This is a genomic window from Blastococcus goldschmidtiae, from assembly GCF_031845325.1.
Taxonomy (GTDB): Bacteria; Actinomycetota; Actinomycetes; order Mycobacteriales; family Geodermatophilaceae; genus Blastococcus; species Blastococcus goldschmidtiae.
The window spans coordinates 825,344-849,890 of the sequence record NZ_JAVREI010000001.1 but is presented as its reverse complement, the minus strand read 5'-3'; the positions used below and the strand labels follow the sequence as shown (position 1 = coordinate 849,890).

Genomic DNA, 24,547 nt, shown 5'->3' with positions numbered 1-24,547 from the left:
CGGAGGCCGCGACCCGGTCAGCCTGCGAGCCGGGAACCCGAGCGGCCCGGAACCACCTCCAGGCGGCTGGCGATGCGCGTCCGCAGCTCCTCCACGTGGCTGATGAGGCCGACCGTGCGCCCGCCCCGGCGGAGCTCGTCGAGCACGTCCATCACCGCGTCCAGGGCCTGCGGGTCCAGCGTCCCGAAGCCCTCGTCGACGAAGAGGCTGTCGATCTGGACGCCGCCGCTCTCCGCGGTGACGACGTCGGCCAGGCCCAGCGCCAACGCCAGCGACGCCATGAAGCTCTCCCCGCCGGACAGCGTCTTGGTGGGCCGTCGGGTGCCGGTGTACTCGTCGAGCACCTCCAGGCCGAGGCCACCGCGGGCGCCGTGGCGACCCTGGGCATCGCTGTGCAGGAAGGTGTAGCGCCCGCCGGACATGTCCTGGAGTCGGCGGCTGGCCACCTCGGAGACCTGCTCGAGCCGCGCCGCCAGCACGAAGGACTGCAGGCGCATCTTCAGCCGGTTGGCACCCCGTCCGGTCGCCAGGTCGGCCAGCGACGTCACCTGCTCGGTGAGCGCGCGCTGCTCGTCCAGCTCGACCTCCGCCGCGGTCAGCTCGCCGGCGAGCTCGTCGAGCCGCGCGACCCGGCGGCGGGCGTGCTCCAGCGCGGACACGGCCGCCTCCCGGTCCGCGGTCGCCGCACGGCAGGCCGCTCCGAGCGCCTCGAGGTCGGGCCGGGCAGCGAGCTCGGCGAGCTGCGGCTCGGCCAGGACGCCGGTGACGACGGCGAGGGCGCGGTCGTGCTCCTCCACCTGACGGGCCAGGTCGTCGGCCCGGCCCGGTGGGAGCAGTGCCCGGGCGGCGGCGTCGAGGTCGGGGAACCCGGCCGCCTCCACCCGCGCCCGCGCGACCGCCAGGGCCGACTCCTCGGCCAGCCGGGCCCGCCCGTCGACGGCGGCGGCCTCCACCAGCGCCTCGCAGGTCTGCGCCTCGGCGGTGAGCCGGTCGATCCGCGCCGGCAGGTCGGCGTCGTCCCCGCGGGCCGTCACCAGCTGCGTGGTGACGTCGGCGAGCGCCGACCGGACCGCCGCCAGCCCGGCCTCCCGGCGGCCCAGCTCCTCGCGGTCCGCCGCGAGCGCCGCGGACCCGGCCTCCTTCTCTACCCGCGACCGGTCGAGGACCGCGCGCGCGGCACCGAGACCGTCGGCCAGGACCTGCACCGCCTCCTGCTCGGCGACCAGGTCGGCGAGCTCGGCCTCCTGCGCGGCCACGTGCTCGGGCCCCGCCTGCGCGCGACGGGCGGCGAGCTCCCGCTCGGTGGTCGTGCAGGTCTCGCGCGCTGCGGTCCAGCGCGCCTCGGCCCGCTCGGCGGCCACACGGGCAGCGTCCTCGTCGTCCCGGGTGACCAGCGGGCCGCCGGGCTGCGCGGGCGAGGGGTGCTCGGCCGCGCCGCACACCGGGCAGGCGGAGCCGTCGACGAGGCCCGCGGCCAGCTCGGCGGCCATGCCGTCCAGCCGCTGCGTGCGCAGGTCGTTCCAGCGCTCCCGGGCGTCCAGCCACGCCTCCCGTGCGGCGTCGGCGGCCGCGCGCTCGGCGGTCAGCGCCGCCTCCAGCGAGACGGTGGCGCGCGCCGCCTCCAGCGCGGTCCTGCGGTGCGTGACCGCGGCCCCCAGACCGGGGAGCCGGGCGGTCGCGTGTGCGGCGGCGTCCACGGCCCCCTGCTGCTCCTGGAGCCGCGCGGGCCAGGCGGCCATCGCCCGCTCGGCCTCCAGGCACCGCTCTCCCAGCTCTTCCACGCTCCGCTCGCCGGCGGCGAGCTCGTGTTCGAGCCGGCGGGCACGCTCCACCTCCGGCAGCAGGGCGCCCAGGGCGGCGGCCTCGTCGCGCAGCGCCCGGGCGAGAGTGGCGTCCGCCTCCCGGCCGGCGGCGACCTCGGCCCAGGCGGCCCGGGCGGACCCGAGGGCGTCCGTGGCCCGCTCCGCCTCCAGCGCGGCCCGGCCCGCGGCCTCCAGCACGTCGCGCACCGGCTCGGCACGGCGTGCGGCGTCCAGGGCGGCACGCACCGGCTGCAGCCGGGGGGCCGCGACTTCCAGGCGGGAGAGCTCCGCGCGCGCCCGGTCCCGGCGGGCGTGGCACTCCTCCTCCGCGCGGGCGTCGGCCAGCGCGGCCTCCTGCGCCCGGGCGTGCTCACCGGCGGCGTCCGCGGCCGTCTGCGCGCGCGCGGCACCGTCCGAGGCGACGGCCCGGATCCGGCGAACCCAGGCGGTGACCGGGGAGCCCGGCGCCGCGCCCACCAGCTCGGGGGCGAACTCCTCCGGGACGGTGACGTCGGCAGCCTGGGCGACCAGCGACACGAGCGTGCCGGTGCGTGCCCGGATCCGGTCGAGCCGCTCCCGGGCGGCCGTCCGCTCGCCGACGAGCCAGTCCTCGACGCGGGCGAAGCGGCCGACGTCGAACAGCGTGCGGAGCAACCGGCCCCGGTCCTCGGGTTCGGCCCGCAGGAACCGCGCGAAGTCGCCCTGCGGCAGGAGCACCACCTGGCAGAACTGCTCGGCCGAGAGGCCCAGGCGCGTGCGCAGGTACTCGGAGCCCTCGTCGATCCGGGTGCTGACCGGCTCCCAGCCCTCGCCGGACAGCCGCTGAAGGATGAGCCGCGCCTGCTCGGTCGTCCAGCCCTCACCTCGCCGCTTGGGACGCTGCTGCTCGGGCCGGCGGGTCACCCGGAGCCGCTCGCCGCCGAGCGTGAGCTCCAGCTCGACCTCGGTCCGGACGTCGTCCGCCGCGTGGTCGCTCCGCAGCCGCTTCTCCTCGCCGCGCGCCCCGGGGACTGTGCCGTAGAGGGCGAAGACGACCGCGTCGAGCAGCGTGGTCTTCCCGGCGCCCGTCGGGCCCCAGAGCAGGAAGAGCCCGTCGCGGCCGACCTCGTCGAGGTCGACGTCGATCCGGGTGGCGAACGGGCCGAACGCGGTCAGGGCGAGCTGGTGGACCCTCACGCGGCGTCCTCGCGGGCGGCGGCGGCCAGGGCCCGGGCGAACAGCTCGCGCTCGGCCTCGCTGGCCCCGGCGCCCCGGACGTGGTCGACGAACTCGTCGGCCACCTCGAGGTCGCTGCGCCCGCGCAACCGATCCTGGTAGCTGCGCCCGTCGGCGGTCACGCCTGCGCCGGTCCACTCCAGGTGCACGCAGTGCGGGAAGCGCTCGCGCAGCTGCCGCATCGGGTCGGCCGGGCGGACGGCGTCGGTGAGCCGCGCCGAGACGAAGTGCTCCTCGGCGGCGGCGTGCTCCGGGGCGGCCAGCAGCTCGGCGAGCTCGCCGGTGAGCACCGACAGCTGCCGGGGTGCGGGCAGCGGGACGGCGCGGACCTCGCCGAGGCCCTCGCCCCCGAGCTCGACCAGCCACGCCTGCTTCTGCTGCCCGGCCTCCCCGAAGGAGTACGCCAGCGGTGAGCCGCTGTAGCGCAGCCGTGGGCTGAGGGTCTGCGGCCGGTGCAGGTGACCGAGCGCCACGTAGTCCACGCCCTCGAACACGCCGGCGGGCACCAGATCCACGCCGCCGACGCAGATGTCGCGCTCGCTCTCGGTCGGGACACCCCCGCCCACGAACGCGTGCGCGAGCACCACCGAGCGGACGCCGGGACGGAGGAACAGGTCGGCGCGGATGCGGTCCATCGCCGCCGTCAGCACGCCCTCGTGCCCGCGGACCGCCGCCTCGCCCCGGCCGGCGAGGCCGAGTTCGTGGCGGGCCACCTCCGGCTCCAGGTAGGGGATCCCGTAGACGGCGACCTCGCCGTGCTCGTCGGCCAGCAGCACCGGCTCGTCGAGGGCGGGCGTCGCGGCGCGGACGTGGAGCCCGGCCGCCGAGAGCAGCCCGGAGAAGGTGCCCAGCCGCCGCGCGGAGTCGTGGTTGCCGGGCGTGAGGACCACCTGCGCACCGGCCCCGAGCAGCCGCGCGACCACCCGGTCGAGCACCGCGGTCGCGTCGGCGGAGGGAACGGCGCGGTCGTAGATGTCGCCGGCCACGACCACCAGATCGACCGCCTCGGCGGTCACCACCGCGGCCAGCCCGCCGAGCACCGCCTCCTGCTCGGCGAGCAGGTCGGTGCCGTGCAACGTCCGGCCGATGTGCCAGTCGGAGGTGTGCAGCAGCCGCATGCCACCGACCGTATGCGCAGGCACGGACAGTTCCTGGCGGCGCGCTGTGACGGACCGGTCCGGACGAGAGCGGAGGGCCGGGTGTGGCGCGCGGGATCCACGGGAGGGCACGCCGCCGGGCGGCACCCCTGTCCGGACCCGACCGTGCCGGAGACTGGGGGCATGCAGGTCACTGCGATCCACGCTCGTCCGCAGCAGGACTGGGATGCCGCCGTGGGACGGCTGCTCGCCGAGGCCGCCGGCGCGGAGGCCCGGATGGCGTCCCTGCTGCGGATCCTCACCGGCGTCGACGGACCCGCGGCGGCCGCCGTCCTCCCCCGCGACGTCCCGGCCATGGTCGTCGTCGTCGAGGACCTCCTGCCCGTGCTGGTCGGGGACCGGCGGCTGCTCGACGACTTCCGGCGCTGGGTGCACGCGGTCGCCCGGTTGTGCGCGCTGCGCACCACCGTCGTGCACGCGGTCTGGGAGCGGCGGTCCGAGGACGGCCGGTCGGTCATGCACCCCGTCTGGTCCAGCGGGGACGGCCGGCGTCACCCCATGACGGCCGGCGAGCTCGCGAGGACGATCACCGCCGTCGCCCGGCCGCTGGGCCCGTCGTCGGACGACCTGCTCCTGCGGCTGGACAAGGCAGCTCCCGAGCTCGCGGTCCTCAGCCGGCGCTGAACCTCCGCCACCGGGAGGCGGTCGGCGCCGGCTCCTGGTCGTCCGCCTCCCGGTCCCGCGGGTCGTCGCGGATGTAGCTCGCGCTCTCCTGCGCCCGGCGGTCGGCGTCCTCCTCGATCATGTGGTTGAGCAACTGCTGGACGCCGTCGCTGTCCGGGATCCGGTGGAGCACCGTCGCGCCGCCGTCGCCGGCCGTCTCGATGGTCACCGTGCCCGAGCTGATCAGCCGCTCCCACAGCGTCTGCGTGTAGGACACGTCGGTGATCCGGGCCAGGCCCAGGTCGCGGCCGCGGCGGGCCAGGATCCCCTCGCGGAACAGCAGCCGGTGCGTGGTGACGACGTAGTGCGTCGCCCGCCAGCGCGCCAGCGGCACGACGACGGTGACCAGCAGCAGGACGACGGCGACCGCGAGGAGCAGGAGGCGGTAGATGCCCTGCTGCCGCCCGTCGGGGATCATCGCCGCCCCGAAGGACGTGGCGCCCACGATCAGCAGGAAGCGCACGACCGGCCAGAACACGGTCACCCAGTGCGGGTGCAGGTGCCGGACGACTTCTTCGTCCTCGGCGAGCAGCTTGTCCGGATAGGGCATCCCGCCAGGATGACGCAGCCCCGGCCGCTCATGGCGTAGCCACGGAGCGGTGTCGCGCCGAGTGGGCCCCGGAGGGGTCCGCGCAGGCGTGGCGAGGGGGCTCAGCGCATGCCGGGGACGACTCCTGGCCGCGGTGCGGTCCGGAGGACCGCAGTGTCACAGCGGTGTCGGCCGGAGGCCGACGGTGTCATTGCGTCCGGACGTGCTGCACGTCGCCGCTGGCCAGCTCCACCGTGCCGGCCGGGGTGCGGACCACCAGCCGCCCGTCCCAGTCGACCGCCTCGGCGACGCCGTCCAGGATCGATCCGTCGGGCATGTGCACCCGGACGTCCGACCCGACCGTCGACGACCAGCGCAGGTAGTCCGTCGCCAGGCCGGAGGCCACCGGGTCGCCGAGGTGCTCCACCCAGCGCAGGTAGCGCCGTTCCAGCGCGCGCAGGAACGCCAGCAGCACCGGTCCGCGGTCGACCGTGCCGCCGGTGACGTCGGCCAGCGACGTCCCGGTGTCCGGCAGCTCGGCCGCGGTGGTGGAGACGTTGAGGCCGGTGCCGACGACGACGGCCCTGCCCGAGCTCTCCGCCAGGATGCCGGCCAGCTTGCGGCCGTCGCGGGCCAGCAGGTCGTTGGGCCACTTGACCGACGCCAGCACCCCGGTCGACTCCCCCACCGCCTCGGCCAGCGCGACGCCGGTCAGCAGCGGCAACCAGCCCCTGCGCGCGGCCGGGACGTCGGGACGGAGGAGCACCGAGACGGTCAGCCCGGCCCGCGGCGGGGAGGTCCAGACCCGGTCGAGGCGGCCCCGCCCGGCGACCTGGTGCTCCGCGACGAGCACCGCGCCCTCGGGGGCGTCGCGCCCGGCGGCCGCGATCAGGTCGGCGTTGGTCGAGCCGGCTTCCGGGACCACCTCGAGCGTCCGCCAGAGCGCGCTGTCGCGGACGAGCGCGGCCTGCAGCGCGGCGCCGTCGAGCGGCGGACGCCCGAGATCCGACCATCGAGGTGAGGAGTCGTCGGGCACTCCCCTACGCTACGTAACCCGTGGCCGGGCGTGCGCGGTCGCCGGATGTGCGCGTCGGCCCGACCCGGGGCCGGCGTGCGTCAGCGAGGAGGAAACGTGAGCGCGGCTGAACTCGAGAACGCCGGGGAGCAGATCCCCCAGGACATCGACATCCACACCACCGCCGGCAAGCTGGCCGACTTCGAGCGGCGCGCCCAGGAGGCGCAGCACGCCGGGTCCGAGCGCGCGGTGGAGAAGCAGCACGCGGCCGGCAAGATGACCGCCCGCGAGCGCATCGAGGCGCTGCTGGACCCGGGCTCGTTCACCGAGTTCGACGAGTTCGCCCGCCACCGGTCCACCAACTTCGGCATGGACGCCAAGCGCCCCTTCGGTGACGGCGTCGTCACCGGCTACGGCACCGTCGACGGCCGCCCGGTCGCCATCTTCAGCCAGGACGTCACGGTGTTCGGCGGCAGCCTCGGCGAGGTCTACGGCGAGAAGATCGTCAAGGTCCAGGACTTCGCCATCAAGAACGGTTGCCCCGTCGTCGGCATCAACGAGGGCGGCGGCGCGCGCATCCAGGAGGGCGTGGTCTCCCTCGGCCTCTACGGCGAGATCTTCCAGCGCAACGTGCACGCCTCCGGCGTCATCCCGCAGATCTCGCTGGTGATGGGCCCGGCGGCCGGCGGGCACGTCTACTCCCCCGCGCTCACCGACTTCATCGTGATGGTCGACAAGACCAGCCAGATGTTCATCACCGGCCCCGACGTCGTGAAGACCGTGACCGGCGAGGACGTCTCGCTGGAGGAGCTGGGCGGTGCGCGGACGCACAACACCAAGTCCGGGGTCGCGCACTACCTGGCCGAGGACGAGGCCGACGCGCTCGACTACGTCAAGGCGCTGCTGTCCTACCTGCCGAGCAACAACCTCGACCCGCTGCCCGCGCTCGACGTGCCGCCGGTCGAGACGGTCCTGCCGGACGCGCTGACCGACGAGGACCTCGAGCTCGACACCTTCATCCCGGACTCGGCGAACACGCCCTACGACATGCACACCGTCATCGAGCACGTGCTCGACGACGGCGAGTTCCTCGAGGTGCAGCCGCTGTTCGCGCCGAACCTGCTCATCGGCTTCGGCCGGGTCGAGGGGCGCCCGGTCGGCGTCGTGGCCAACCAGCCCACCCAGTTCGCCGGCACGCTGGACATCGACGCCAGCGAGAAGGCCGCCCGTTTCGTGCGCACCTGCGACGCCTTCAACATCCCGGTGCTGACCTTCGTCGACGTCCCCGGCTTCCTCCCGGGCACCTCGCAGGAGTGGGAGGGCATCATCCGCCGCGGCGCCAAGCTGATCTACGCCTACGCCGAGGCCACCGTCCCGCTGGTCACCGTCATCACCCGCAAGGCCTACGGCGGCGCCTACGACGTCATGGGCTCCAAGCACCTGGGCGCAGACGTCAACCTGGCCTGGCCGTCGGCGCAGATCGCCGTCGTCGGCGCGCAGGGCGCCGTGGGCATCCTGTACCGCAAGGAGCTGGCCCAGGCCGAGGACCCGGACACCCGTCGCGCCGAGTTGATCGCGGAGTACGAGGACACCCTCGCCAACCCCTACATCGCCGCCGACCGCGGGTACGTGGACGCCGTGATCCCGCCCTCGCACACCCGCGTCCAGGTCACCAAGGCGCTGCGCGTGCTCGCCAACAAGCGCCAGAACCTGCCGCCCAAGAAGCACGGGAACATCCCGCTGTGACAGTGACACCGTCGTCCTCCGGACGACCACCGCAGCCAGGAGCCGTCCCCGGCTCCAGCGGAGCCCCTTCGTCGCTCGATCGCGAGGACCCTCCGGGCCCTCACTCCTCACGACAGGACGACCTTCCGACCGTCCCCCTCCTGCGGGTGGTGTCCGGGTCCCCCACCGTCGAGGAGCTGGCCGCGCTGACCGTCGTCGTCGCCGCCATGTCGCAGCGCCGGTCGCGGAAGCGCCCGACGCCGGTCCGCGCATGGGGGGCCTACGGGCGCAGCCACCGCGCCGTCCTGCAGACCGGCCCGGGCGGCTGGCGCGCGGCGGGGAGCCCGGCGTGACCGTGGACCGCAGGCTCGTCCTCGCCTCGGCGTCCCCGGCCCGCCTCACGCTGCTGCGCCAGGCCGGCCTGGCCCCCGAGGTCGTGGTGAGCGACGTCGACGAGTCGGCCTACTCCGCCCCCAGGGTGGCCGAGCAGGTCGCGCTCCTGGCGGCGGCCAAGGCCGCCGCCGTGGCGAAGCGGGAGACCGACGCCCTGGTCATCGGCGCCGACTCCCTGCTCGAGTTCGGCGGCAGGCCCATGGGCAAGCCGGTCGACGCCGCCGACGCCCGTGACCGCTGGCGACGGATGGCCGGCCGCTCGGGCGTGCTGCACACCGGCCAGGCCCTGTTCGACGTGAAGGACGGCGGCATCGCCAGCCGCGACATCGCCGTCGCCTCGACCGTCGTGTATTTCGCCGAGCCGACCCAGCCCGAGATCGAGGCCTACCTCGCGACCGGCGAACCGCTGGCGGTGGCCGGCGCGTTCACCCTCGACGGTCTCGGGGCACCGTTCGTCCGCCGGGTCGAGGGCGACCCGGCAGCCGTCGTCGGGCTCTCGCTCACCGTGCTGCGCACGCAGCTCGGCAAGCGCGGCCTGGCCATCACCGACCTGTGGCGGCGCTGACCGCCGTCCTCCCCAGCGACCTGGCCCGGTGCGGCCGGCGAGCCCTGGTTACAGTCCGACCGGTCCACGGAAGAAGGAGAGCCCGGTGCAGAAGGTCCTGATCGCCAATCGCGGTGAGATCGCCGTGCGAGTGGCGCGAGCGTGCAAGGACGCCGGTCTCACCAGCGTGGCCGTCTACGCGGAGCCGGACCGGGACGCGCTGCACGTGCGCGTCGCGGACGAGGCGTTCGCGCTGGGCGGCACCACCCCCGGCGACTCCTACCTCGTGATCGACAAGATCCTGGACGCCGCCAAGCAGTCCGGCGCCGACGCGATCCACCCCGGCTACGGGTTCCTCTCCGAGAACGCCGACTTCGCCCAGGCCGTCCTCGACGCCGGGCTCACCTGGATCGGCCCGTCGCCCCAGGCGATCATCGATCTCGGTGACAAGGTCGCCGCCCGGCACATCGCCACCAAGGCCGGCGCCCCGCTGGTGCCCGGCACCAAGGATCCGGTCGGCGGCGCCGACGAGGTCCTCGCCTTCGCCGAGGAGCACGGCCTGCCCGTCGCCATCAAGGCGGCCTTCGGTGGCGGTGGCCGCGGGCTGAAGGTGGCCCGCACCAAGGAGGAGATCCCGGAGCTGTTCGACTCCGCCGTGCGCGAGGCCGTCTCGGCCTTCGGCCGCGGCGAGTGCTTCGTGGAGCGCTTCCTGGACAAGCCGCGGCACGTCGAGGCCCAGGTGCTCGCCGACACCCACGGCAACGTCATCGTCGTCGGCACCCGCGACTGCTCGCTGCAGCGGCGCAACCAGAAGCTGGTCGAGGAGGCGCCCGCGCCGTTCCTCACCGACGACCAGCGCGCCCGGATCCACTCCTCCGCCAAGGCCATCTGCAAGGAGGCCGGCTACCACGGCGCCGGCACGGTGGAGTACCTCGTGGGCGTCGACGGGTCGATCTCGTTCCTCGAGGTCAACACCCGTCTGCAGGTGGAGCACCCGGTCTCGGAGGAGACCAGCGGCATCGACCTGGTGCGCCAGCAGTTCCGCATCGCCCAGGGCCTGCCGCTGGAGATCACCGAGGATCCCGAGCCGCGGGGCCACAGCATCGAGTTCCGGATCAACGCCGAGGACGCCGGCCGCAACTTCATGCCGGCCCCCGGCCCGGTGGACCGGCTGGAGGTCCCGCAGGGCCCCGGCGTGCGCTGGGACTCCGGCGTCGAGACCGGCGGCGAGGTCGCCGGCGCGTTCGACTCGATGCTGGCCAAGCTGATCGTCACCGGCGCCACCCGCGCCGAGGCCCTGCAGCGGGCCCGCCGCGCGCTGGACGAGCTGGTCGTCGAGGGCATGCCCACGGTCATCCCGTTCCACCGTGCCGTCGTCCGCGACGAGGCGTTCACCAGCGAGCCGTTCACCGTGCACACGCGCTGGATCGAGACCGAGTGGGACAACCAGGTTCCGCCCTATGCCGCCGCGCCGGGCGAGTCCGACGAGCAGGCCCCGCGCCAGACCGTCGTCGTCGAGGTCGGCGGACGTCGGCTGGAGGTGTCGCTCCCCGCCGGGCTGGCCGCCGGCGGCGGCGCCTCCGCCGGTGCCCCGGCCAAGCCGCGCAAGCGTGGCGGTGGCGGAGGCGGCTCGGCCGCCTCGGGTGACTCCCTCACCTCGCCGATGCAGGGCACGATCGTCAAGGTCGCGGTGGAGGACGGCGCCACCGTGGCCGCCGGGGACCTGGTCGTCGTCCTCGAGGCGATGAAGATGGAGCAGCCGATCACCGCCCACAAGGCGGGCACCGTCACCGGCCTGTCGGCCGAGGTGGGCGCCTCGGTCACCAGCGGTGCGGTCATCTGCACCATCGCCGACGCCGCCGAGTAGTCCGCGAACGGCCCGGGAGGCCGGATCCGCTCAGCGGGTACGGCCTCCGTCGTCCTGCCGGGTCAGCGGGCCGGGAGCCGGCGGAGCCGCCGCAGGGCCAGCAGCACCGTCACGGCCAGCCCGGTGACGGACAGGGCCACGTACAGGCCGCCGGTCGACGTCCACCCGGCCGCCGGGTCCAGCGCGGGCGCGGGCGCGGGAGCGGCCGCGGCAGCAGCGGCAGGGGCCGTGGGCAGGCCCGGGCCCCGGAGCGTCGGCACCGGAGGCTCCTCCGCCGGTGCGTCCTGGGCGGCCGGGTTGCGTGCCGCGGCAACGGCCGCGGTGGAGCCGCCCGTACCCGCCACCAGCTGCCCGGTGCCGTCCTCGCCGGGGGCCGGACGGGCCGGCGACGTCGTCGTCGGGGCGGTCGGCACCACGTCGAGCGTGGCACCACCGGCGGTCAGCGAGCGGACCGTGACGGTGAAGTCCCCGCCGGAGAGCGTCACGGGCACCCCGACGGGCAGTGCGGCCTGCAGGTCGCCGACCCACCCGGCGGCGGGTGACGGGGTGCCGTCGAGCAGCACCGTGGTGTCGGGGAACTCCGACTCACGGCGCAACAGCACACCGGTCTGCAGCCGGTACGGATTGTCGTCGGGACGGCCCAGCCAGGCATCGGCCCCGGTCGCCGTGCGGTACTCCAGCCAGTAGGCGGTGCCCTCGGCGTCGGTGAGACGGAGCGCACGGGTCCCGGTGCGGGTGCCCGCCGGCGCGAGGACGGCCGGGGCGGGGGCGTCGTGCACGTCCCGGTCCAGCAGCGCACCGGCCGGCAGGACGCCGAGCCGTGCCGCCTGGGGGGCGCTCAGCGAGCCCAGCTGACGCCAGGAGGCGCCCATGACGTCGTAGAGGTCCCGGTAGCCGGTCGTGCGGCAGGTGCCGGTCTCCACCGTTCCGTCGCACTGCAGGCCCGAGGAGTGGCTCAGTCCCAGGTTGTGGCCCAGCTCGTGGGAGATGACCGAGGCCAGGGTGTCGCGGACGTAGAGCCGGCCCCCCGAGGCGGGACCCGCCCCCACCTCGGCGAGGGCGTAGGAGCAGCCCGGCTGGGTCGCCGTCGCGCTGCTCAGGTGGAGCATCAGGTGCTTGCCGGGACCGGCCTCGAAGTCGACGGCGTCGGCCACCTCGTCCCAGAGGGCCGTCGGCTCGGCGCACCCCGCGGCGGTGCTGATCCACCCGTGGCTCGCGGCCACCCCGAACCGGACGGCGTCGGCGGTCTGCTCCGCCCAGAAGGCCGCGACCGCGCCGTCGACCACCCGGGCGACGTCGTCGGCCGCCACCCCGGCGTCGGGGCGCGTGCCCGCCGGCGCGACGAGGACGACCGTCACCTCGTTGGTGAGGCGGCCCCGCGCCGGGGGCACGGTCCGCGCCGGGGTGACCGAGCCGGTGCTCAGCACCTCCTGCGCCGGGTCGAGCCCGTGCTCCTCGGTGCCCTCGTCGCGCACCTCCCCGCCCACGGTGAGCTCCACGGTCGCGCCGGCCGGTACGCCGGTGAGGTCCTCGGTCGGGACGCGGACCGCCCCGTCGGCGGTCTCCACCCAGCTGAGCGGTGCCGCGGTCTCGCCGTGGGCGGCGTGCTCGTCGTCGGGTCCCGGCTCCGGCCACGCCTGCACGAGCCGGCCGACGACGGAGGTGCCGGCCGGCTCCTCGGCGACGGCCACCCCGGCGACGGGGCCGGCCGTCGCCACGGCGACGGCACCGGCCACGACCAGCGCGCGAAGCAGCGACGAGGGACGGCGGACAGCAGGGGCGGCAGACATCCCCTCCTGCATCGGCGGGCTCCGCGCGCGTCGGCACCGGCCCGGGGAGATCAAGCCGGGCAGCCGTCACATCCGCCCCGGGCGGCCCACCGGGCCCTCCCGGCTCAGGCCAGGTGGTCGGCGCCCATCAGCCGTCGACCGGCCTCGGTGATCGAGCCGGACAGCGAGGGGTAGATGGCGAACGTCTGCGCGAGGTCCGCGACCGTCAGCCCCTTGGTGACCGCCAGCGCGATCGGCAGGATCAGCTCCGACGCGCCCGGCGCCACGACGACCCCGCCCATGATCACGCCGGTCGAGCGGCGGGCGAACAACTTCACGAAGCCGTCCCGCAGGTCGCTCATCTTGGCGCGCGCGTTCGTGGCCAGCGGCAGCCGGACCACGTCCACGTCGGTGTACTCGGGCAGGCTCTGCTCCTGCACCCCGACGGTCGCGATCTCCGGGTGGGTGAACACGTTGGCCGCCACCGTCTTGAGCTTGATCGGCGTGACGGCCTCACCGAGGGCGTGCCACATGGCGATGCGCCCCTGCATGGCCGCCACCGAGGCGAGCTGGAAGACACCGGTGACGTCGCCGGCGGCGTAGACGCCGGACACCGAGGTCCGCGAGACGCGGTCCACGACGACGTGCCCGGCCTCGGTGAGCTGCACCCCGCACTTGTCCAGGTTGAGCCCGCCGGTGTTGGGGACGGTGCCCACGGTCATCAGGGCGTGCGAGCCCTCGACGGTGCGCCCGTCGGTGAGCTCGACGACCACCCCCGTGTCGCTGCGGCGCACACCGGCCGCCCGGCCGCGCTCGAGCCGACCGCCGCGCGACTGGAAGACCTCCTCCAGCACCTCGGCGGCGTCGGAGTCCTCGCCGGGCAGCACCCGGTCGCGGGAGGAGACGAGGGTGACCGGCACGCCGGCCTCCAGGTACCCGGAGGCGAACTCCGCGCCGGTGACGCCCGACCCGACGACGACGAGGTGCTCGGGCATCTCGGCGAGGTCGTAGACGTCGCGCCAGTCGAGGACGCGCTCGTGGTCGGGCTCGGCGCCGGGGAGCACGCGGGGGTCGGCTCCGGTCGCGATGAGGACGACGTCGCCCTCCAGGTCCTCGGTGACCTCGCCGGAGGCGTCGAGGACCTGCACGCGGTGGGCGGCGAGGCCTCGCATCGCGTCGGACAGCCGACCCTGCCCGCTCACGATGCGGACGCCCTCGGCGGCCAGCCGGGAGTGGATGTCGGCGGACTGGGCCACCGCCAGGCCCTTGACCCGCTGGTTGACGGCGGCGAGGTCCAGGCCGACGGCGGCCGGTTCGGCGCCGTGCACGCCGAGGACGGCGGAGTCGTGGACCGAGGTCATGGCGCCCGCGGCGGCGATGAGGGTCTTGGAGGGGACGCAGTCGGTCAGCACGCTGGCGCCCCCGATGCCGTCGCGTTCGACGACGGTGACCTGCGCACCGAGCTGGGCTGCGACCAGCGCGGCCTCGTAGCCGGCCGGTCCGCCGCCGATGATGACGATGCGGGTCATGGGTCCTCTCCGGGTTCGAACGGGCGTCGTGGGCCATTGTCCCCGCCCGGGGGTGGAGGGGGTGTCAGCCCCGGCCGGCCGCGCCGTCCCCGGCGTCCGCGGATCCGGCGGAGCGCGCCGACGGCGCCGGGTTGAGGCGGATGCGCCAGACGGCCGACACCGCCTCCACGGCGATCCCGGTGTTCATCTTGGACTCACCGAGCTCCCGGTCGCGGAACGTGATGGGCACCTCGACGATCCGCGCACCAGCCTGCAGCGCGCGGTAGGTGGTCTCGATCTGGTAGCCGTATCCGTTCGCGGCGAACGAGTCGACGTCCAGCCGGGCCAGCAGATCGGTCCGCCACGCCTTGAAGCCGCCGGTGAGGTCGCGGGTCCTCGTGCGGAGCACGGTCCGTGCGTAGAGGTTGCCGATCCAGGAGACGGTGCGCCGGCTCCACGGCCAGTTCGCCACCGCTCCCCCGGGCACGTAGCGCGAGCCCAGGACCAGGTCGGCATCGGCGATGGCCGCCAGCAGGTCGTCGATCGCGCGCGGGTCGTGCGAGCCGTCGACATCCATCTGCACGATGACGTCGAAGCGCTCCTGGGCCAGCCCCCATCGGAAGCCGGCGACGTAGGCGGTGCCCAGCCCCTGCTTCCCCGAGCGCTCCAGCAGCTCGACGCGGCCGGGGTGCTCCTCGGCGAGGGCCCGCACGATGTCCGCGGTGCCGTCGGGGGACCCGTCGTCCACGATGAGGACGTCGGGCCGGGCCGGCCGGGCGAGCACGGCCTCGACGTGCTGACGCACGTTCTCCGCCTCGTTGTAGGTCGGCGTGACGACCAGGATGCGCACGTTCTTCCTTCTTTCGCGGGGAACGGGGGTCGATGTCACCGGGCGGGCTCGGGCATCGGATCGGTTCTGCGCCGGCGGCTCCGGAGCACGTGGACCAGTCCGGCGACCAGAGCCACCCCGAGGACACCGAGGGCGATCTGGTCGACGAGGGGACGGGAGTACAGGTCGGTCACCGAGTGCCCGCCGGGCAGCACCGTGAACAGCATCAGCACCGACCACGCCACCACGAGCAGCCGCTCGGCGAACACCCCGGCCGCGGCGAAGAGCATCGTGGGCCAGACCAGGTACCAGGGCCACACCACCGAGCTGGTGAGGATCACCGTCAGGGCGATCCACGACGTCACCCGGACCAGGCCCCAGCTGCGGAGCCGGGTCAGGAACAGCAGGCTGACCACGACCGCGACGACCACGCCGGCGACCCGCGTCCCGTCGATCGGCGGGTCGTCGACGTCCAGCGCGAAGGCCAGGGCGGTCGTCGGGGTCATCGACTCGAGTGCCTTGCCCGGGACGTCGAGGTTGTCCAGGAAGCCCCATCCCCAGCCCGTGAGCTGGACGGACAGGGCGAAGGCACCCGCCCCCAGGCCACCGGCGAGCGCCAGGGCGCGCAGCCGTGCGGGCCAGCCGTCCTGGCGCTGCGCCCAGTCCACGCCGATGACGAGGACCGCCACGAGCGCGGTGGCCTTGATCCCGGCACCGGCCACGCACAGCAGGATGCCCAGCAGCGGCCGGTCGTACAGGGCGAGGAGCAGCCCCGGCAGCAGCAGGGCCAGCATCAGCGCGTCGTTGTGGTTGCCCGACACCAGGTGCACCAGCACCAGGGGGTTGATCGCGCCCAGCCACATCGCGACCGCGGGGCTGCCGCCCAGGCGCTGGGCGATCCGGCAGACGAGGAGCGCGCAGACGGCCCAGCCGGCCACGCACAGCACCCGTATCGCGGCCAGCACCGCGAGCAGGTTCTGGTCGAACAGCCAGGACAGCCCGCTGAGCAGGGCCACGAAGGGCGGGCTGTACGGCGTCGGGCTGAACCGCCAGAACCTCTCCGCGCCGCGCACCGCGTCGACGTCGCCCAGCACCCCGGGCCCGTACTCGAAGGGGTCGACGCCGTTCTGCACGGCGGCACCGATGGCGGTGTAGAACCACGGGTCGGCGGTGAACAGCGGGGGCCCGATCAGCAGCGGGACCGACCAGAACACCCCCACCGCCAGCAGCCACCGGACGGCGACGCCGCGGCGGACGGCCAGCCCGGCCAGCAGCCAGGCCACGACCCAGATCCCGAGCGCAGCCGCGGTCCACGACCGGGCGGCCTCGAAGCCCAGTTCCACCGGGCGGAGCGCGGGGTGGTTCTCCCGGAACCACAGGTCCGGCGCATCCAGCTGCGCACCCAGGCTGGTGCCCGCGGCGGCCAGATAGGTGGTGCCCGCAGCGCCGAGGAGGGCGCTGAGCACGAGGAGCACGGCGGTCGCGGCACCCGACCGGGGCGGGCGGGAGGCCGGGGCGAGCGACGCTGCGGTCGAGGTCGCGCCGGCCACGCTCGTGCTGACGGCCATCTCCTGACTGCTCCCGTGCACCGGCCCTGTCCCGGTACGTCGTCGTCCCCGCCACCGGACCGGCAGGCGGGCAGAGACTAACAGCGCGGCCGGGACCCCCCGGCACCGTCGGCCGGGGATCCGGAGGCGAAGGTCTCCAGGATCTGCCGGGCGGCCAGGGCCGGCGTCAGCTCACCCGCGAGCACCGCCTTCTCCAGCTCCGGCGCCGCCGAGCGCACACCGGGATGCCCCCGCAGGGCGTGCTCCAGGCCGTCCCGGACCAGCTGCCAGGTCCAGCGCACCTGCTGGGTGCGCCGCCGCTCGTCGAACTCCCCCGAGACCTTCATGCGGTCCTGGTGCTCGACCAGCTTGGCCCAGACCTCGTCCATACCGTCGCCGGTCAGGCCCGCGCAGGTGAGCACCGGCACGTCCCAGGTCTCGCCGTGCCCGCGCAGCATGCGGATCGCCTGGGACAGCTCGCGCGCCGCCTTGCGGGCCGCGGGTGCGCCGTCGCCGTCGGCCTTGTTCACCGCGATGACGTCGGCGATCTCCAGGATCCCGCGCTTGATGCCCTGCAACTGGTCGCCGGTGCGGGCGAGGGTCAGGAAGAGGAAGGAGTCGACCATCTCGGCGACCGTGATCTCGGACTGCCCGACGCCGACGGTCTCGACCAGGACGACGTCGTGGCCCGCGGCCTCCACCACGACCATCGACTCCCGGGTCGCCTGCGCGACGCCACCGAGCGTCCCCGAGGTCGGCGAGGGCCGGATGAACGCGTCCGGGTCGACCGCCAGCCGGGCCATCCGGGTCTTGTCGCCGAGGATGGACCCACCCGAGCGGGCCGACGACGGATCGACGGCGAGCACCGCCACCTTCGAGCCCGTGGCGGTCAGCGTGACGCCGAGCTGGTCGATGAAGGTCGACTTGCCCACGCCGGGAACGCCGCTGATGCCCACGCGACGCGCTCCCCCGGCGTGCGGCAGCAGCTCGACCAGCAGCTCCTGCGCCCGCTCCCGGTGGTCGGCCCGGCGGGACTCGACCAGCGTGATGGCGCGCGCCCTCACCCGCCGGTCGCCGGCGAGGACGCCCTCGACCAGCGCCGGGACGTCGACGTCCCTGCTCATCAGCGACCCTGCATCTCAGTGACTCTGCATCTCAGTGACCGAGTCGCTGCGCGAGCGTGCGCAGCAGCTCCTGGGCGGCCTCCGCGATGACGGTGCCGGGCGGGAAGACCGCGGCCGCACCCATCTCCTTGAGGGTCGGGACGTCGTCGGGCGGGATCACGCCGCCGACCACGATCAGCACGTCGTCGGCACCGAGCTCGGCCAGGGACTCCTTGAGCGCGGGGACGAGCGTGAGGTGGCCCGCGGCCAGGGACGAGACACCGACGACGTGCACGTCGGCCTCCACCGCCTGGCGGGCGACCTCGTCCGGCGTCTGGAACAGCGGGCCGACGTCGACGTCGAACCCGAGGTCGGCGAAGGCGGTGGCGATGACCTTCTGGCCGCGGTCGTGGCCGTCCTGGCCCATCTTGGCGACCAGGATGCGGGGACGGCGCCCCTCGGCGTCGGCGAACGCCTCGGCCATGCGGCGGGTCTCCTCCATGGGGCTGTCCTCTCCCGCCCTGCCTCCATCACCCACCCGGCCCACCCGCATGGCCTCGTCCCGGTAGACGCCGGAGATGGTGCGCACCTGGCCGGCGTGCCGCCCGTAGACCTCCTCGAGCGCGTCGGAGATCTCGCCGACCGTCGCCTTGGCGCGGGCGGCGTCGACGGCCAGCTTGAGCAGGTTGGCGTCCAGGCCGCTGTCCCGCCGTCCCTCGGCCGCGGCGCGGGCGGCGTCGGTGAGCCGGCGCAGCGCCTCGGTCACGGCACTGCCGTCCCGGGAGGCGCGGAGCTCCTCGAGCTTGGCCTTCTGCTGCGCGAGGACGTCGGCGTTGTCGACCTTGAGCACCTCGATGGCCTCGTCGGCCTCCACCCGGTACTTGTTCACGCCGATGACCGGCTGGCGGCCGGAGTCGATGCGGGCCTGGGTGCGGGCCGCGGCCTCCTCGATGCGCAGCTTCGGGATGCCCTCGTCGATGGCCTGCGCCATGCCGCCGGCCTCGGTGACCTCCTGGATGTGCGCCCAGGCCCGGCGGGCCAGGTCGTAGGTCAGCTTCTCGACGTAGGCCGAGCCGCCCCACGGGTCGATGACCCGCGTGGTGCCCGACTCCTGCTGCAGCAGCAGCTGAGTGTTGCGGGCGATCCGGGCGGAGAAGTCGGTGGGCAGCGCGAGCGCCTCGTCGAGGGCGTTCGTGTGCAACGACTGGGTGTGCCCCTGGGTGGCGGCCATGGCCTCCAGGCAGGTGCGGACGACGTTGTTGTAGACGTCCTGCGCGGTCAGCGACCAGCCCGAGGTCTGCGAGTGGGTGCGCAGCGCCAGCGACTTCGGGTTCTGCCCGCCGGCCTCCTTCACCAGCCGGGCCCACAGCAGGCGGCCGGCGCGGAGCTTGGCGACCTCCATGAAGAAGTTCATCCCGATCGCCCAGAAGAAGCTCAGCCGCGGCGCGAACGCGTCGACGTCGATCCCGGCGTCCTTGCCCGCCTTCAGGTACTCCACGCCGTCGGCCAGCGTGTACGCCAGCTCCAGGTCGGCCGTCGCCCCGGCCTCCTGGATGTGGTAGCCGGAGATCGAGATGGAGTTGTACCGCGGCATCTGCTGCGAGGTGAACGAGAAGATGTCGCTGATGATCTGCATCGAGGGCTTGGGCGGATAGATGTAGGTGTTCCGCACCATGAACTCTTTGAGGATGTCGTTCTGGATCGTGCCGGTGAGCTGCTCGGGCTGCACGCCCTGCTCCTCGGCCGCGACGATGTAGAGCGCCAGCACCGGCAGCACGGCGCCGTTCATCGTCATCGACACCGACATCTTGTCCAGCGGGATGCCGTCGAACAGCTGCCGCATGTCCAGGATCGAGTCGATCGCCACGCCGGCCATGCCGACGTCCCCGACCACCCGCGGGTGGTCGGAGTCGTAGCCGCGGTGGGTGGGCAGGTCGAAGGCGACGCTCAGCCCCTTCTGGCCCGCGGCCAGGTTGCGCCGGTAGAAGGCGTTGGACTCCGCGGCGGTGGAGAAGCCGGCGTACTGCCGGACCGTCCACGGCTGCGTGGTGTACATCGTCGGGTAGGGCCCGCGGAGGTACGGCGGCAGGCCGGGCAGGGTCTCGAGGAAGTCGAGCCCCTCGAGGTCGGCCGGGGTGAACAGCGGCGGGACGGCGATGCCCTCGGGGGTCTCCCAGCTCGCCTCCGCCACGCTGCGGCCGGTGGCCTCCTCGAACGCCTTCGCCCAGTCGTCCGTCGAGGCCGGGGCGGTGGGGCGGCCCAGCTCGACGCCGCCGAAATCGGGGATCGCGGTCACGCGTCCTCCTCGCTGGCGCTCGTCGGCCGCGTTCCCACGAACGCGGCTCTGTTCGATTGTTCGCTCGCGGGCTCGCTCACTGCCTGCACTCCTTCGAGGCCCAGCTGCGCGTGGACGGTGCGGAGCACGTCCAGGGCGTCGCATCCGGCGTACACGTACCCGTCCGCCCCGTCGACGGCGAGGTCGGGCTTGCCGGCCAGCCACACCTGCGTGGCGCCGGCCTCCTTCAGCGCGGCGGCCAGTGGTGCCGCCGACTCGGCGTAGTCCTTGTCGGTCCCGCAGATGCAGGCCACCGTCGTCCCGGCGTCGGCGAGGCCGCCGGCGCCGTCCGCGGCCGGCGTGGCCAGCCCGCCGGCCTGGAAGAGGTTGCCGGCGAAGCTCGCCCGCGCGGTGTGCCGCGCGATCGGGCCGATCGTGGCGAGGTAGACGGCCGGCCGCTCCCCCGCGGCGTCGGCCGCGTCCCGGAGCGCCTCGTACTCCTGCGCCGCCCGCACGCGCGGCAGCCCGCCGCCGGCGTGCAGCTCCGCCGCGGGCTGCCGCTCCGGCAGTTTCTCGGCCAGGTTGGGGAACTCGCTGACGCCGGTGATGGCGTCGGCGCGGGTGGCCAGCCGCAGCGCCCGGGCGTCCCAGGCGGTGGCGATCCGCTCGCGGACCAGGCCGGAGTCCAGCGCCGCGGCCAGGCCGCCGGCCCGCTCGATCTCGGTGAACCAGTCCCAGGCGGCCCGGGCCAGCTGGTCGGTCAGCGACTCGACGTACCACGACCCACCGGCGGGATCGAGGACCCGGGCGAGGTGGCCCTCCTCCACGAGCAGGCTCTGGGTGTTGCGGGCGATCCGGCGGGCGAAGGCGTCGGGCAGCCCGAGCGCTGCGTCGAAGGGCTGCACCGTGACGGCGTCGGCACCACCCACGCCGGCGGCGAAGCAGGCGACCGTGGTCCGCAGCATGTTCACCCACGGGTCGCGCTTCGTCGTCATCACCGAGGAGGTGACGGCGTGCTGGTGCTGACCACGCGCCTCGGGCGCGGCCCCGCTGACCTCGCTGACGCGGTCCCACAGTCTGCGGGCGGCGCGCAGCGCGGCGACGGTCGTGAACTGGTCGGCGCTCACGCTGTACCGGAACTCGACCTGGCCGAAGGCCTCGTCGACGCTCAGCCCGCCCTCGCTGAGGGCGCGCAGGTAGGCGACCCCCGCCGCCAGCGAGCAGCCCAGCTCCTCGACGGCGGACGCACCGGCGTCGGCGAAGACCGTGCCGTCGACGACGACGGTCCGAAGGCCAGGGTGGGCCGCGGCCCGGCGGGCGAGATCGGCCAGGCCGGAGAGGTCCTGCGGCTCCCCCGTCGCCGCGTGCACCCCGAGGGGGTCCAGGCCCAGCGAGCCACCGGGCGCCACGTCGTCCCGGCCGTCGATCAGGGCGAGGAAGGCCTCGGCGGCTGCTCGCGCCTCGCCCGCCCCACCCCCGCCGGTCACCGCCACCGGGGCGAGGTCGAGGTAGACGTCGGCCAGCACGTCGCCGAGCCGGTCGGTCGGCACGGCACCCTCGCCGACGACCAGCCACAGCGAAGTGACGCCGTTCTCCAGGTCGGCGGCGATCGCCTCCCGGGTCACGGCCACGTCGGGGTGGGCGTGCCGCTGGCGGATGTCCCAGCCGCCGGGGGCGCCCCCCGCGGCACCGCCGGAGGCGGTGACCTCTGCCGATCCCGCTGGGCCGCCGGAGGGACGGGCGCCGCGCACGAACGGCGGGAGCCCGGGGACCCCGGCCGACGTCGGCAGGTCACCGGCGTCCTCGGCCGTGTACAGCGGGGCGACGGTGATGCCGGTCGCGACGGGGCGGCGCAGCGCCTCCTCGACCGGCTCGGGGAGCTCCTGCCGGCCGGCCTTGCGCAGCACGCCGGCGACCAGGTCGCGCCACTGGTCGCGCGTGACGCCGGGGAACTGGGCGGCCAGCCCGAGGTCCTCGGGTATCTCGTGCTCGCTGGGGACCTGTGCGTCGGCCGTCGCCGGGGCCGGGGCGCTGCTCTGCTGGTCGGGTGTCATCCTCGGTGGGACTCCTCGTCGGCTCGTCTGCCTGCAGTGTCTCCGGAGGCGTGCCGGCCCGTGCGGCCGGGTGGGGGCGCACCGACCCCTGCGGGGGACCCGGCGTCGGTCACCAGCGCGTGCAGCGCCGCGCGGGCCAGCAGCCGGACCCCCACCGCGATCGCCCGCTCGTCCACGTCGAAGGTGCCCCGGTGCAGGTCCAGCGGCTCTCCCCCGCCGTGCGTGCCCAGCCGGGCCAGGGCGATCGGCAGCCTGTCCGCGTACCAGCCGAAGTCCTCCCCGCCCATGCTCTGCGGTGAGAGCACGACACCCTCGGCACCCACCGTCTCCAGGGCGGCGCTGCGCAGCAGGGCCACCGAGCGGGGGTCGTTCACCACCGGCGGGACCCCGCGGACGTAGTCGACCTCCACGGCGGCGCCGGTGGCGGCGGCCACCTTCGCGACCAGCGAGCGGATGACCTCCTCCGCGCCCTGCCAGGCGTCGCGGTCGAGCACCCGCACGGTGCCGCGCAGCATGCCGCGCTGCGGGATGGCGTTGGCGGCGACCCCCGCGTCGACCGCCCCCCAGACCAGCGACATCCCGGCGCGGGGGTCCACCTGGCGCGACAGCAGCCCGGGCAGCTCGGTGATGAGCCGCCCGAGCGCGTCGACGAGATCGACGGTCAGGTGCGGCCGGGCGGTGTGCCCGCCGGGGCCGGTGAGCGTGACGTCGATGCCGTCGCAGGCCGCGGTGATCGCGCCGGTGCGCAGCCCGACCTGCCCGACCGGCACGGAGGGGTCGCAGTGCAGCGCGAAGGCGCGGGTGGCGCCGTCGAGCACGCCCGCGGCGAGCACCTCGGTGGCACCCCCGGGCACCGTCTCCTCCGCGGGCTGGAAGATGCAGCGCACCCGGCCCGGCAGCCCGTCGACGGCGGCCAGCGCCAGGGCGACGCCGAGCACCACGGTGGTGTGGACGTCGTGACCGCAGGCGTGGCACACGCCCTCGCGGGTCGAGGCGTACGGCACGTCCTTCAGGTCGGGCAGCGGCAGCGCGTCGATGTCCCCGCGCAGGACGACCGTCGGCCCCGGCCCCTCCCCCACCTCCACGACCAGGCCGGTGCCGCTGGGCAGCCGCTGCGGGGACAGCCCCGCCTCGCGCAGCCGCTGTTCGAGGAAGGACGTCGTCTCCACCTCGGCGTAGGCGAGTTCGGGGTGGGCGTGCAGGTGCCGCCGGGCGGCGATCAGCTGGGCCTCGTGCGCCTGCACCCAGTCGTCCACCGCGGCGCCGAGCTTCTCGACCACCGGGGTCACGCCGCGTGCCCTCCGGCGCAGTCGCCCGGGCCGGGGGCGGGTTCGGTCGGCCGCCCCACCGGTCCGGTCGCGGGAAGCCCGTCCCGCAGCTCGGCGAGCAGGCTGTCCACGACCGGCTCCAGCTGCCCGTCGTGCGCGGCGGCGACCGCGCGCTGCCGCTGGTAGGAGGCACCGACGTCGAGCACCCGCAGCACGTCGGCCAGCTCCGCCTCGCAGTCCAGCCGCTTCGCGGTGGGCCGCAGCTCGTCCACCAGGTCGATGATCGCCTGCCGGACCGGCCGGACGGTGCCCTTCTCGTCGACGACGATGTCGGCGTCGAGCCCGTACCGGGAGGCGCGCCACTTGTTCTCCCGCAGCACCCAGGACGCCGGGGTGGGCAGGGTGTAGCCGCGGTCGAGCTGGGTGTCGAACTGCTCGACCAGGCACTGGGCGAGCGCGGCCACCGCCCCGATCTCGTCGAGGGTGGGCAGCCCGTCGCAGATGCGCAGCTCGACGGTGCCGAAGTCGGGGTGCGGGCGGACGTCCCACCAGACCTCGCGGACGCTGTCGATCGAGCCGGTGGAGATCAGCGTCTCCATGTACTCCTCGAACTCCGCCCAGTCGGCCAGCTGGTAAGGCAGCCCCGCCGTCGGCATGCCCTCGAAGATCTTGGTCCGCGAGGACGCGAGGCCGGTGTCGCAGCCCACCCAGAACGGAGAGGACGACGACAGCGCCAGGAAGTGCGGGATGTACTGGCACAGCGCGTTGACGATCGGGATGACCTTCTCCGGTGCCCGCACACCCACGTGCACGTGCACGCCGAAGATCTGCATCCGGCGGGCCATCCACTGCATGCGCTCCACCAGCTGGAGGTAGCGCTCCTTGGGCGAGATGAGCTGGGTCTGCCAGTCGGTGAACGGGTGGGTGCCCGCGCACATCAGTGCCAGGTTCCGCTCGTCGGCGGCCGCGACCACCTCGGCAAGGGTGCCGGCCAGGTCCGCCTTCGCCTCGGCCACGGTGGTGCAGACGCCGGTGATGATCTCGACGGTCGACTGCAGCAGCTCGTGCTTGGCCTTGGGGTGCTCCTCGGCGCCCTCGGGCCGCAGCTGCTCGAGGATCTCGTTGGCACCGGCCGACAGCTCGCGGGTGTCGCGGTCGACCAGTTGCAGCTCCCACTCGACGCCCAGGCTGGCCCGCTCGGACGACCGGAAGGGGATCTCCACCTGCGGGAGTCTAGGGAGGTCCGGCGGCACCCACCCGGCGACCGACCCGGATCACCCGTGC

General features: G+C 74.7%; 18 protein-coding genes. 5 read left to right on the top strand and 13 right to left on the bottom strand.

The genetic code is table 11. The features are described 5' to 3' along the window. Nucleotides 1-17: 17 nt before the first annotated feature. The gene (locus tag RM425_RS04240) at nt 18-2,978 is read right to left on the bottom strand and encodes an SMC family ATPase (RefSeq protein ID WP_311343914.1); all 2,961 of its coding nucleotides are present in this window, start codon (nt 2,976-2,978) and stop codon (nt 18-20) included. Next, the gene (locus tag RM425_RS04235) at nt 2,975-4,135 is read right to left on the bottom strand and encodes an exonuclease SbcCD subunit D (RefSeq protein WP_311343913.1); all 1,161 of its coding nucleotides are present in this window, start codon (nt 4,133-4,135) and stop codon (nt 2,975-2,977) included. The genes RM425_RS04240 and RM425_RS04235 overlap by 4 nt, the downstream gene beginning before the upstream one ends. A 162-nt stretch (nt 4,136-4,297) precedes the next feature. On the opposite strand from RM425_RS04235, the gene RM425_RS04230 reads away from it, so the two are divergent. Beyond that, the gene (locus tag RM425_RS04230; protein ID WP_311343912.1) at nt 4,298-4,798 is read left to right on the top strand and encodes a hypothetical protein; all 501 of its coding nucleotides are present in this window, start codon (nt 4,298-4,300) and stop codon (nt 4,796-4,798) included. Here the strand turns inward: RM425_RS04230 and RM425_RS04225 are convergent. Together RM425_RS04225 and RM425_RS04220 are read right to left on the bottom strand one after the other, a co-directional pair. Then, a complete protein-coding gene (locus RM425_RS04225; protein ID WP_311343911.1) occupies nt 4,785-5,387 on the bottom strand; it encodes a PH domain-containing protein in 603 nt (200 codons plus the stop codon). The genes RM425_RS04230 and RM425_RS04225 overlap by 14 nt on opposite strands. 187 nt (nt 5,388-5,574) lie before the next feature. Further along, nucleotides 5,575-6,402: a biotin--[acetyl-CoA-carboxylase] ligase gene (locus RM425_RS04220; protein ID WP_311343910.1), complete on the bottom strand. Its 828-nt coding sequence runs from the start codon at nt 6,400-6,402 to the stop codon at nt 5,575-5,577. A 96-nt stretch (nt 6,403-6,498) separates the two neighbouring features. On the opposite strand from RM425_RS04220, the gene RM425_RS04215 reads away from it, so the two are divergent. From RM425_RS04215 to RM425_RS04200, 4 genes are all read left to right on the top strand, one after another. Next, nucleotides 6,499-8,127, top strand: coding sequence for an acyl-CoA carboxylase subunit beta (locus RM425_RS04215; RefSeq protein ID WP_311343909.1), 1,629 nt, complete (start codon nt 6,499-6,501; stop codon nt 8,125-8,127). Nucleotides 8,128-8,273: 146 nt separating this feature from the next. Next, nucleotides 8,274-8,459 (top strand): acyl-CoA carboxylase subunit epsilon, encoded by a 186-nt coding sequence (locus RM425_RS04210; RefSeq protein WP_311343908.1) that lies wholly within the window; start codon nt 8,274-8,276, stop codon nt 8,457-8,459. After that, nucleotides 8,456-9,064 (top strand): Maf family protein, encoded by a 609-nt coding sequence (locus RM425_RS04205; protein WP_311343907.1) that lies wholly within the window; start codon nt 8,456-8,458, stop codon nt 9,062-9,064. Before RM425_RS04210 ends, RM425_RS04205 begins: the two co-directional genes overlap by 4 nt. 85 nt (nt 9,065-9,149) lie before the next feature. After that, nucleotides 9,150-10,910 (top strand): acetyl/propionyl/methylcrotonyl-CoA carboxylase subunit alpha, encoded by a 1,761-nt coding sequence (locus RM425_RS04200; RefSeq protein ID WP_311343906.1) that lies wholly within the window; start codon nt 9,150-9,152, stop codon nt 10,908-10,910. 62 nt (nt 10,911-10,972) lie between these two features. Here the strand turns inward: RM425_RS04200 and RM425_RS04195 are convergent, their stop codons facing one another. From RM425_RS04195 to RM425_RS04155, 9 genes are all read right to left on the bottom strand, one after another. Then, the gene (locus RM425_RS04195; RefSeq protein WP_311343905.1) at nt 10,973-12,700 is read right to left on the bottom strand and encodes a zinc metalloprotease; all 1,728 of its coding nucleotides are present in this window, start codon (nt 12,698-12,700) and stop codon (nt 10,973-10,975) included. Nucleotides 12,701-12,804: 104 nt separating this feature from the next. After that, nucleotides 12,805-14,208, bottom strand: coding sequence for an NAD(P)H-quinone dehydrogenase (locus RM425_RS04190; RefSeq protein ID WP_311343904.1), 1,404 nt, complete (start codon nt 14,206-14,208; stop codon nt 12,805-12,807). A gap of 64 nt (nt 14,209-14,272) precedes the next feature. Further along, nucleotides 14,273-15,037 carry a polyprenol monophosphomannose synthase gene (locus tag RM425_RS04185; RefSeq protein ID WP_311343903.1) on the bottom strand — a complete coding sequence of 255 codons (765 nt, stop codon included), beginning with the start codon at nt 15,035-15,037 and terminating at the stop codon, nt 14,273-14,275. A gap of 35 nt (nt 15,038-15,072) precedes the next feature. Beyond that, the gene (gene mptB / locus RM425_RS04180; protein ID WP_311343902.1) at nt 15,073-16,584 is read right to left on the bottom strand and encodes a polyprenol phosphomannose-dependent alpha 1,6 mannosyltransferase MptB; all 1,512 of its coding nucleotides are present in this window, start codon (nt 16,582-16,584) and stop codon (nt 15,073-15,075) included. 77 nt (nt 16,585-16,661) lie between these two features. After that, nucleotides 16,662-17,687, bottom strand: a complete 1,026-nt coding sequence (meaB, locus tag RM425_RS04175; RefSeq protein WP_311343901.1) for a methylmalonyl Co-A mutase-associated GTPase MeaB — start codon at nt 17,685-17,687, stop codon at nt 16,662-16,664. Between the two features lie 31 nt (nt 17,688-17,718). Then, entirely contained in the window at nt 17,719-19,962 is a 2,244-nt protein-coding gene (gene scpA, locus RM425_RS04170; RefSeq protein ID WP_311343900.1) for a methylmalonyl-CoA mutase, read from the bottom strand. Next, nucleotides 19,959-21,995: a methylmalonyl-CoA mutase subunit beta gene (locus tag RM425_RS04165; RefSeq protein WP_311343899.1), complete on the bottom strand. Its 2,037-nt coding sequence runs from the start codon at nt 21,993-21,995 to the stop codon at nt 19,959-19,961. Before RM425_RS04165 ends, scpA begins: the two co-directional genes overlap by 4 nt. Beyond that, on the bottom strand, nt 21,992-23,284 hold the full coding sequence (locus RM425_RS04160; protein WP_311343898.1) for an amidohydrolase: 1,293 nt from the start codon (nt 23,282-23,284) through the stop codon (nt 21,992-21,994). Before RM425_RS04160 ends, RM425_RS04165 begins: the two co-directional genes overlap by 4 nt. Continuing rightward, nucleotides 23,281-24,486 (bottom strand): glutamate--cysteine ligase, encoded by a 1,206-nt coding sequence (locus tag RM425_RS04155; RefSeq protein ID WP_311343897.1) that lies wholly within the window; start codon nt 24,484-24,486, stop codon nt 23,281-23,283. The genes RM425_RS04160 and RM425_RS04155 overlap by 4 nt, the downstream gene beginning before the upstream one ends. Between the last annotated feature and the right edge of the window lie 61 nt (nt 24,487-24,547).

Bases quoted from the DNA above. Each gene is read 5' to 3' on its own strand.
- RM425_RS04190 (WP_311343904.1), bottom strand. From the start codon at position 14,208: ATGACCCGCATCGTCATCATCGGCGGCGGACCGGCCGGCTACGAGGCC.
- RM425_RS04195 (WP_311343905.1), bottom strand. From the start codon at position 12,700: ATGTCTGCCGCCCCTGCTGTCCGCCGTCCCTCGTCGCTGCTTCGCGCG.
- RM425_RS04225 (WP_311343911.1), bottom strand. From the start codon at position 5,387: ATGCCCTATCCGGACAAGCTGCTCGCCGAGGACGAAGAAGTCGTCCGG.
- RM425_RS04230 (WP_311343912.1), top strand. From the start codon at position 4,298: ATGCAGGTCACTGCGATCCACGCTCGTCCGCAGCAGGACTGGGATGCC.
- meaB (WP_311343901.1), bottom strand. From the start codon at position 17,687: ATGAGCAGGGACGTCGACGTCCCGGCGCTGGTCGAGGGCGTCCTCGCC.
- RM425_RS04165 (WP_311343899.1), bottom strand. From the start codon at position 21,995: ATGACACCCGACCAGCAGAGCAGCGCCCCGGCCCCGGCGACGGCCGAC.
- mptB (WP_311343902.1), bottom strand. From the start codon at position 16,584: ATGGCCGTCAGCACGAGCGTGGCCGGCGCGACCTCGACCGCAGCGTCG.
- RM425_RS04235 (WP_311343913.1), bottom strand. From the start codon at position 4,135: ATGCGGCTGCTGCACACCTCCGACTGGCACATCGGCCGGACGTTGCAC.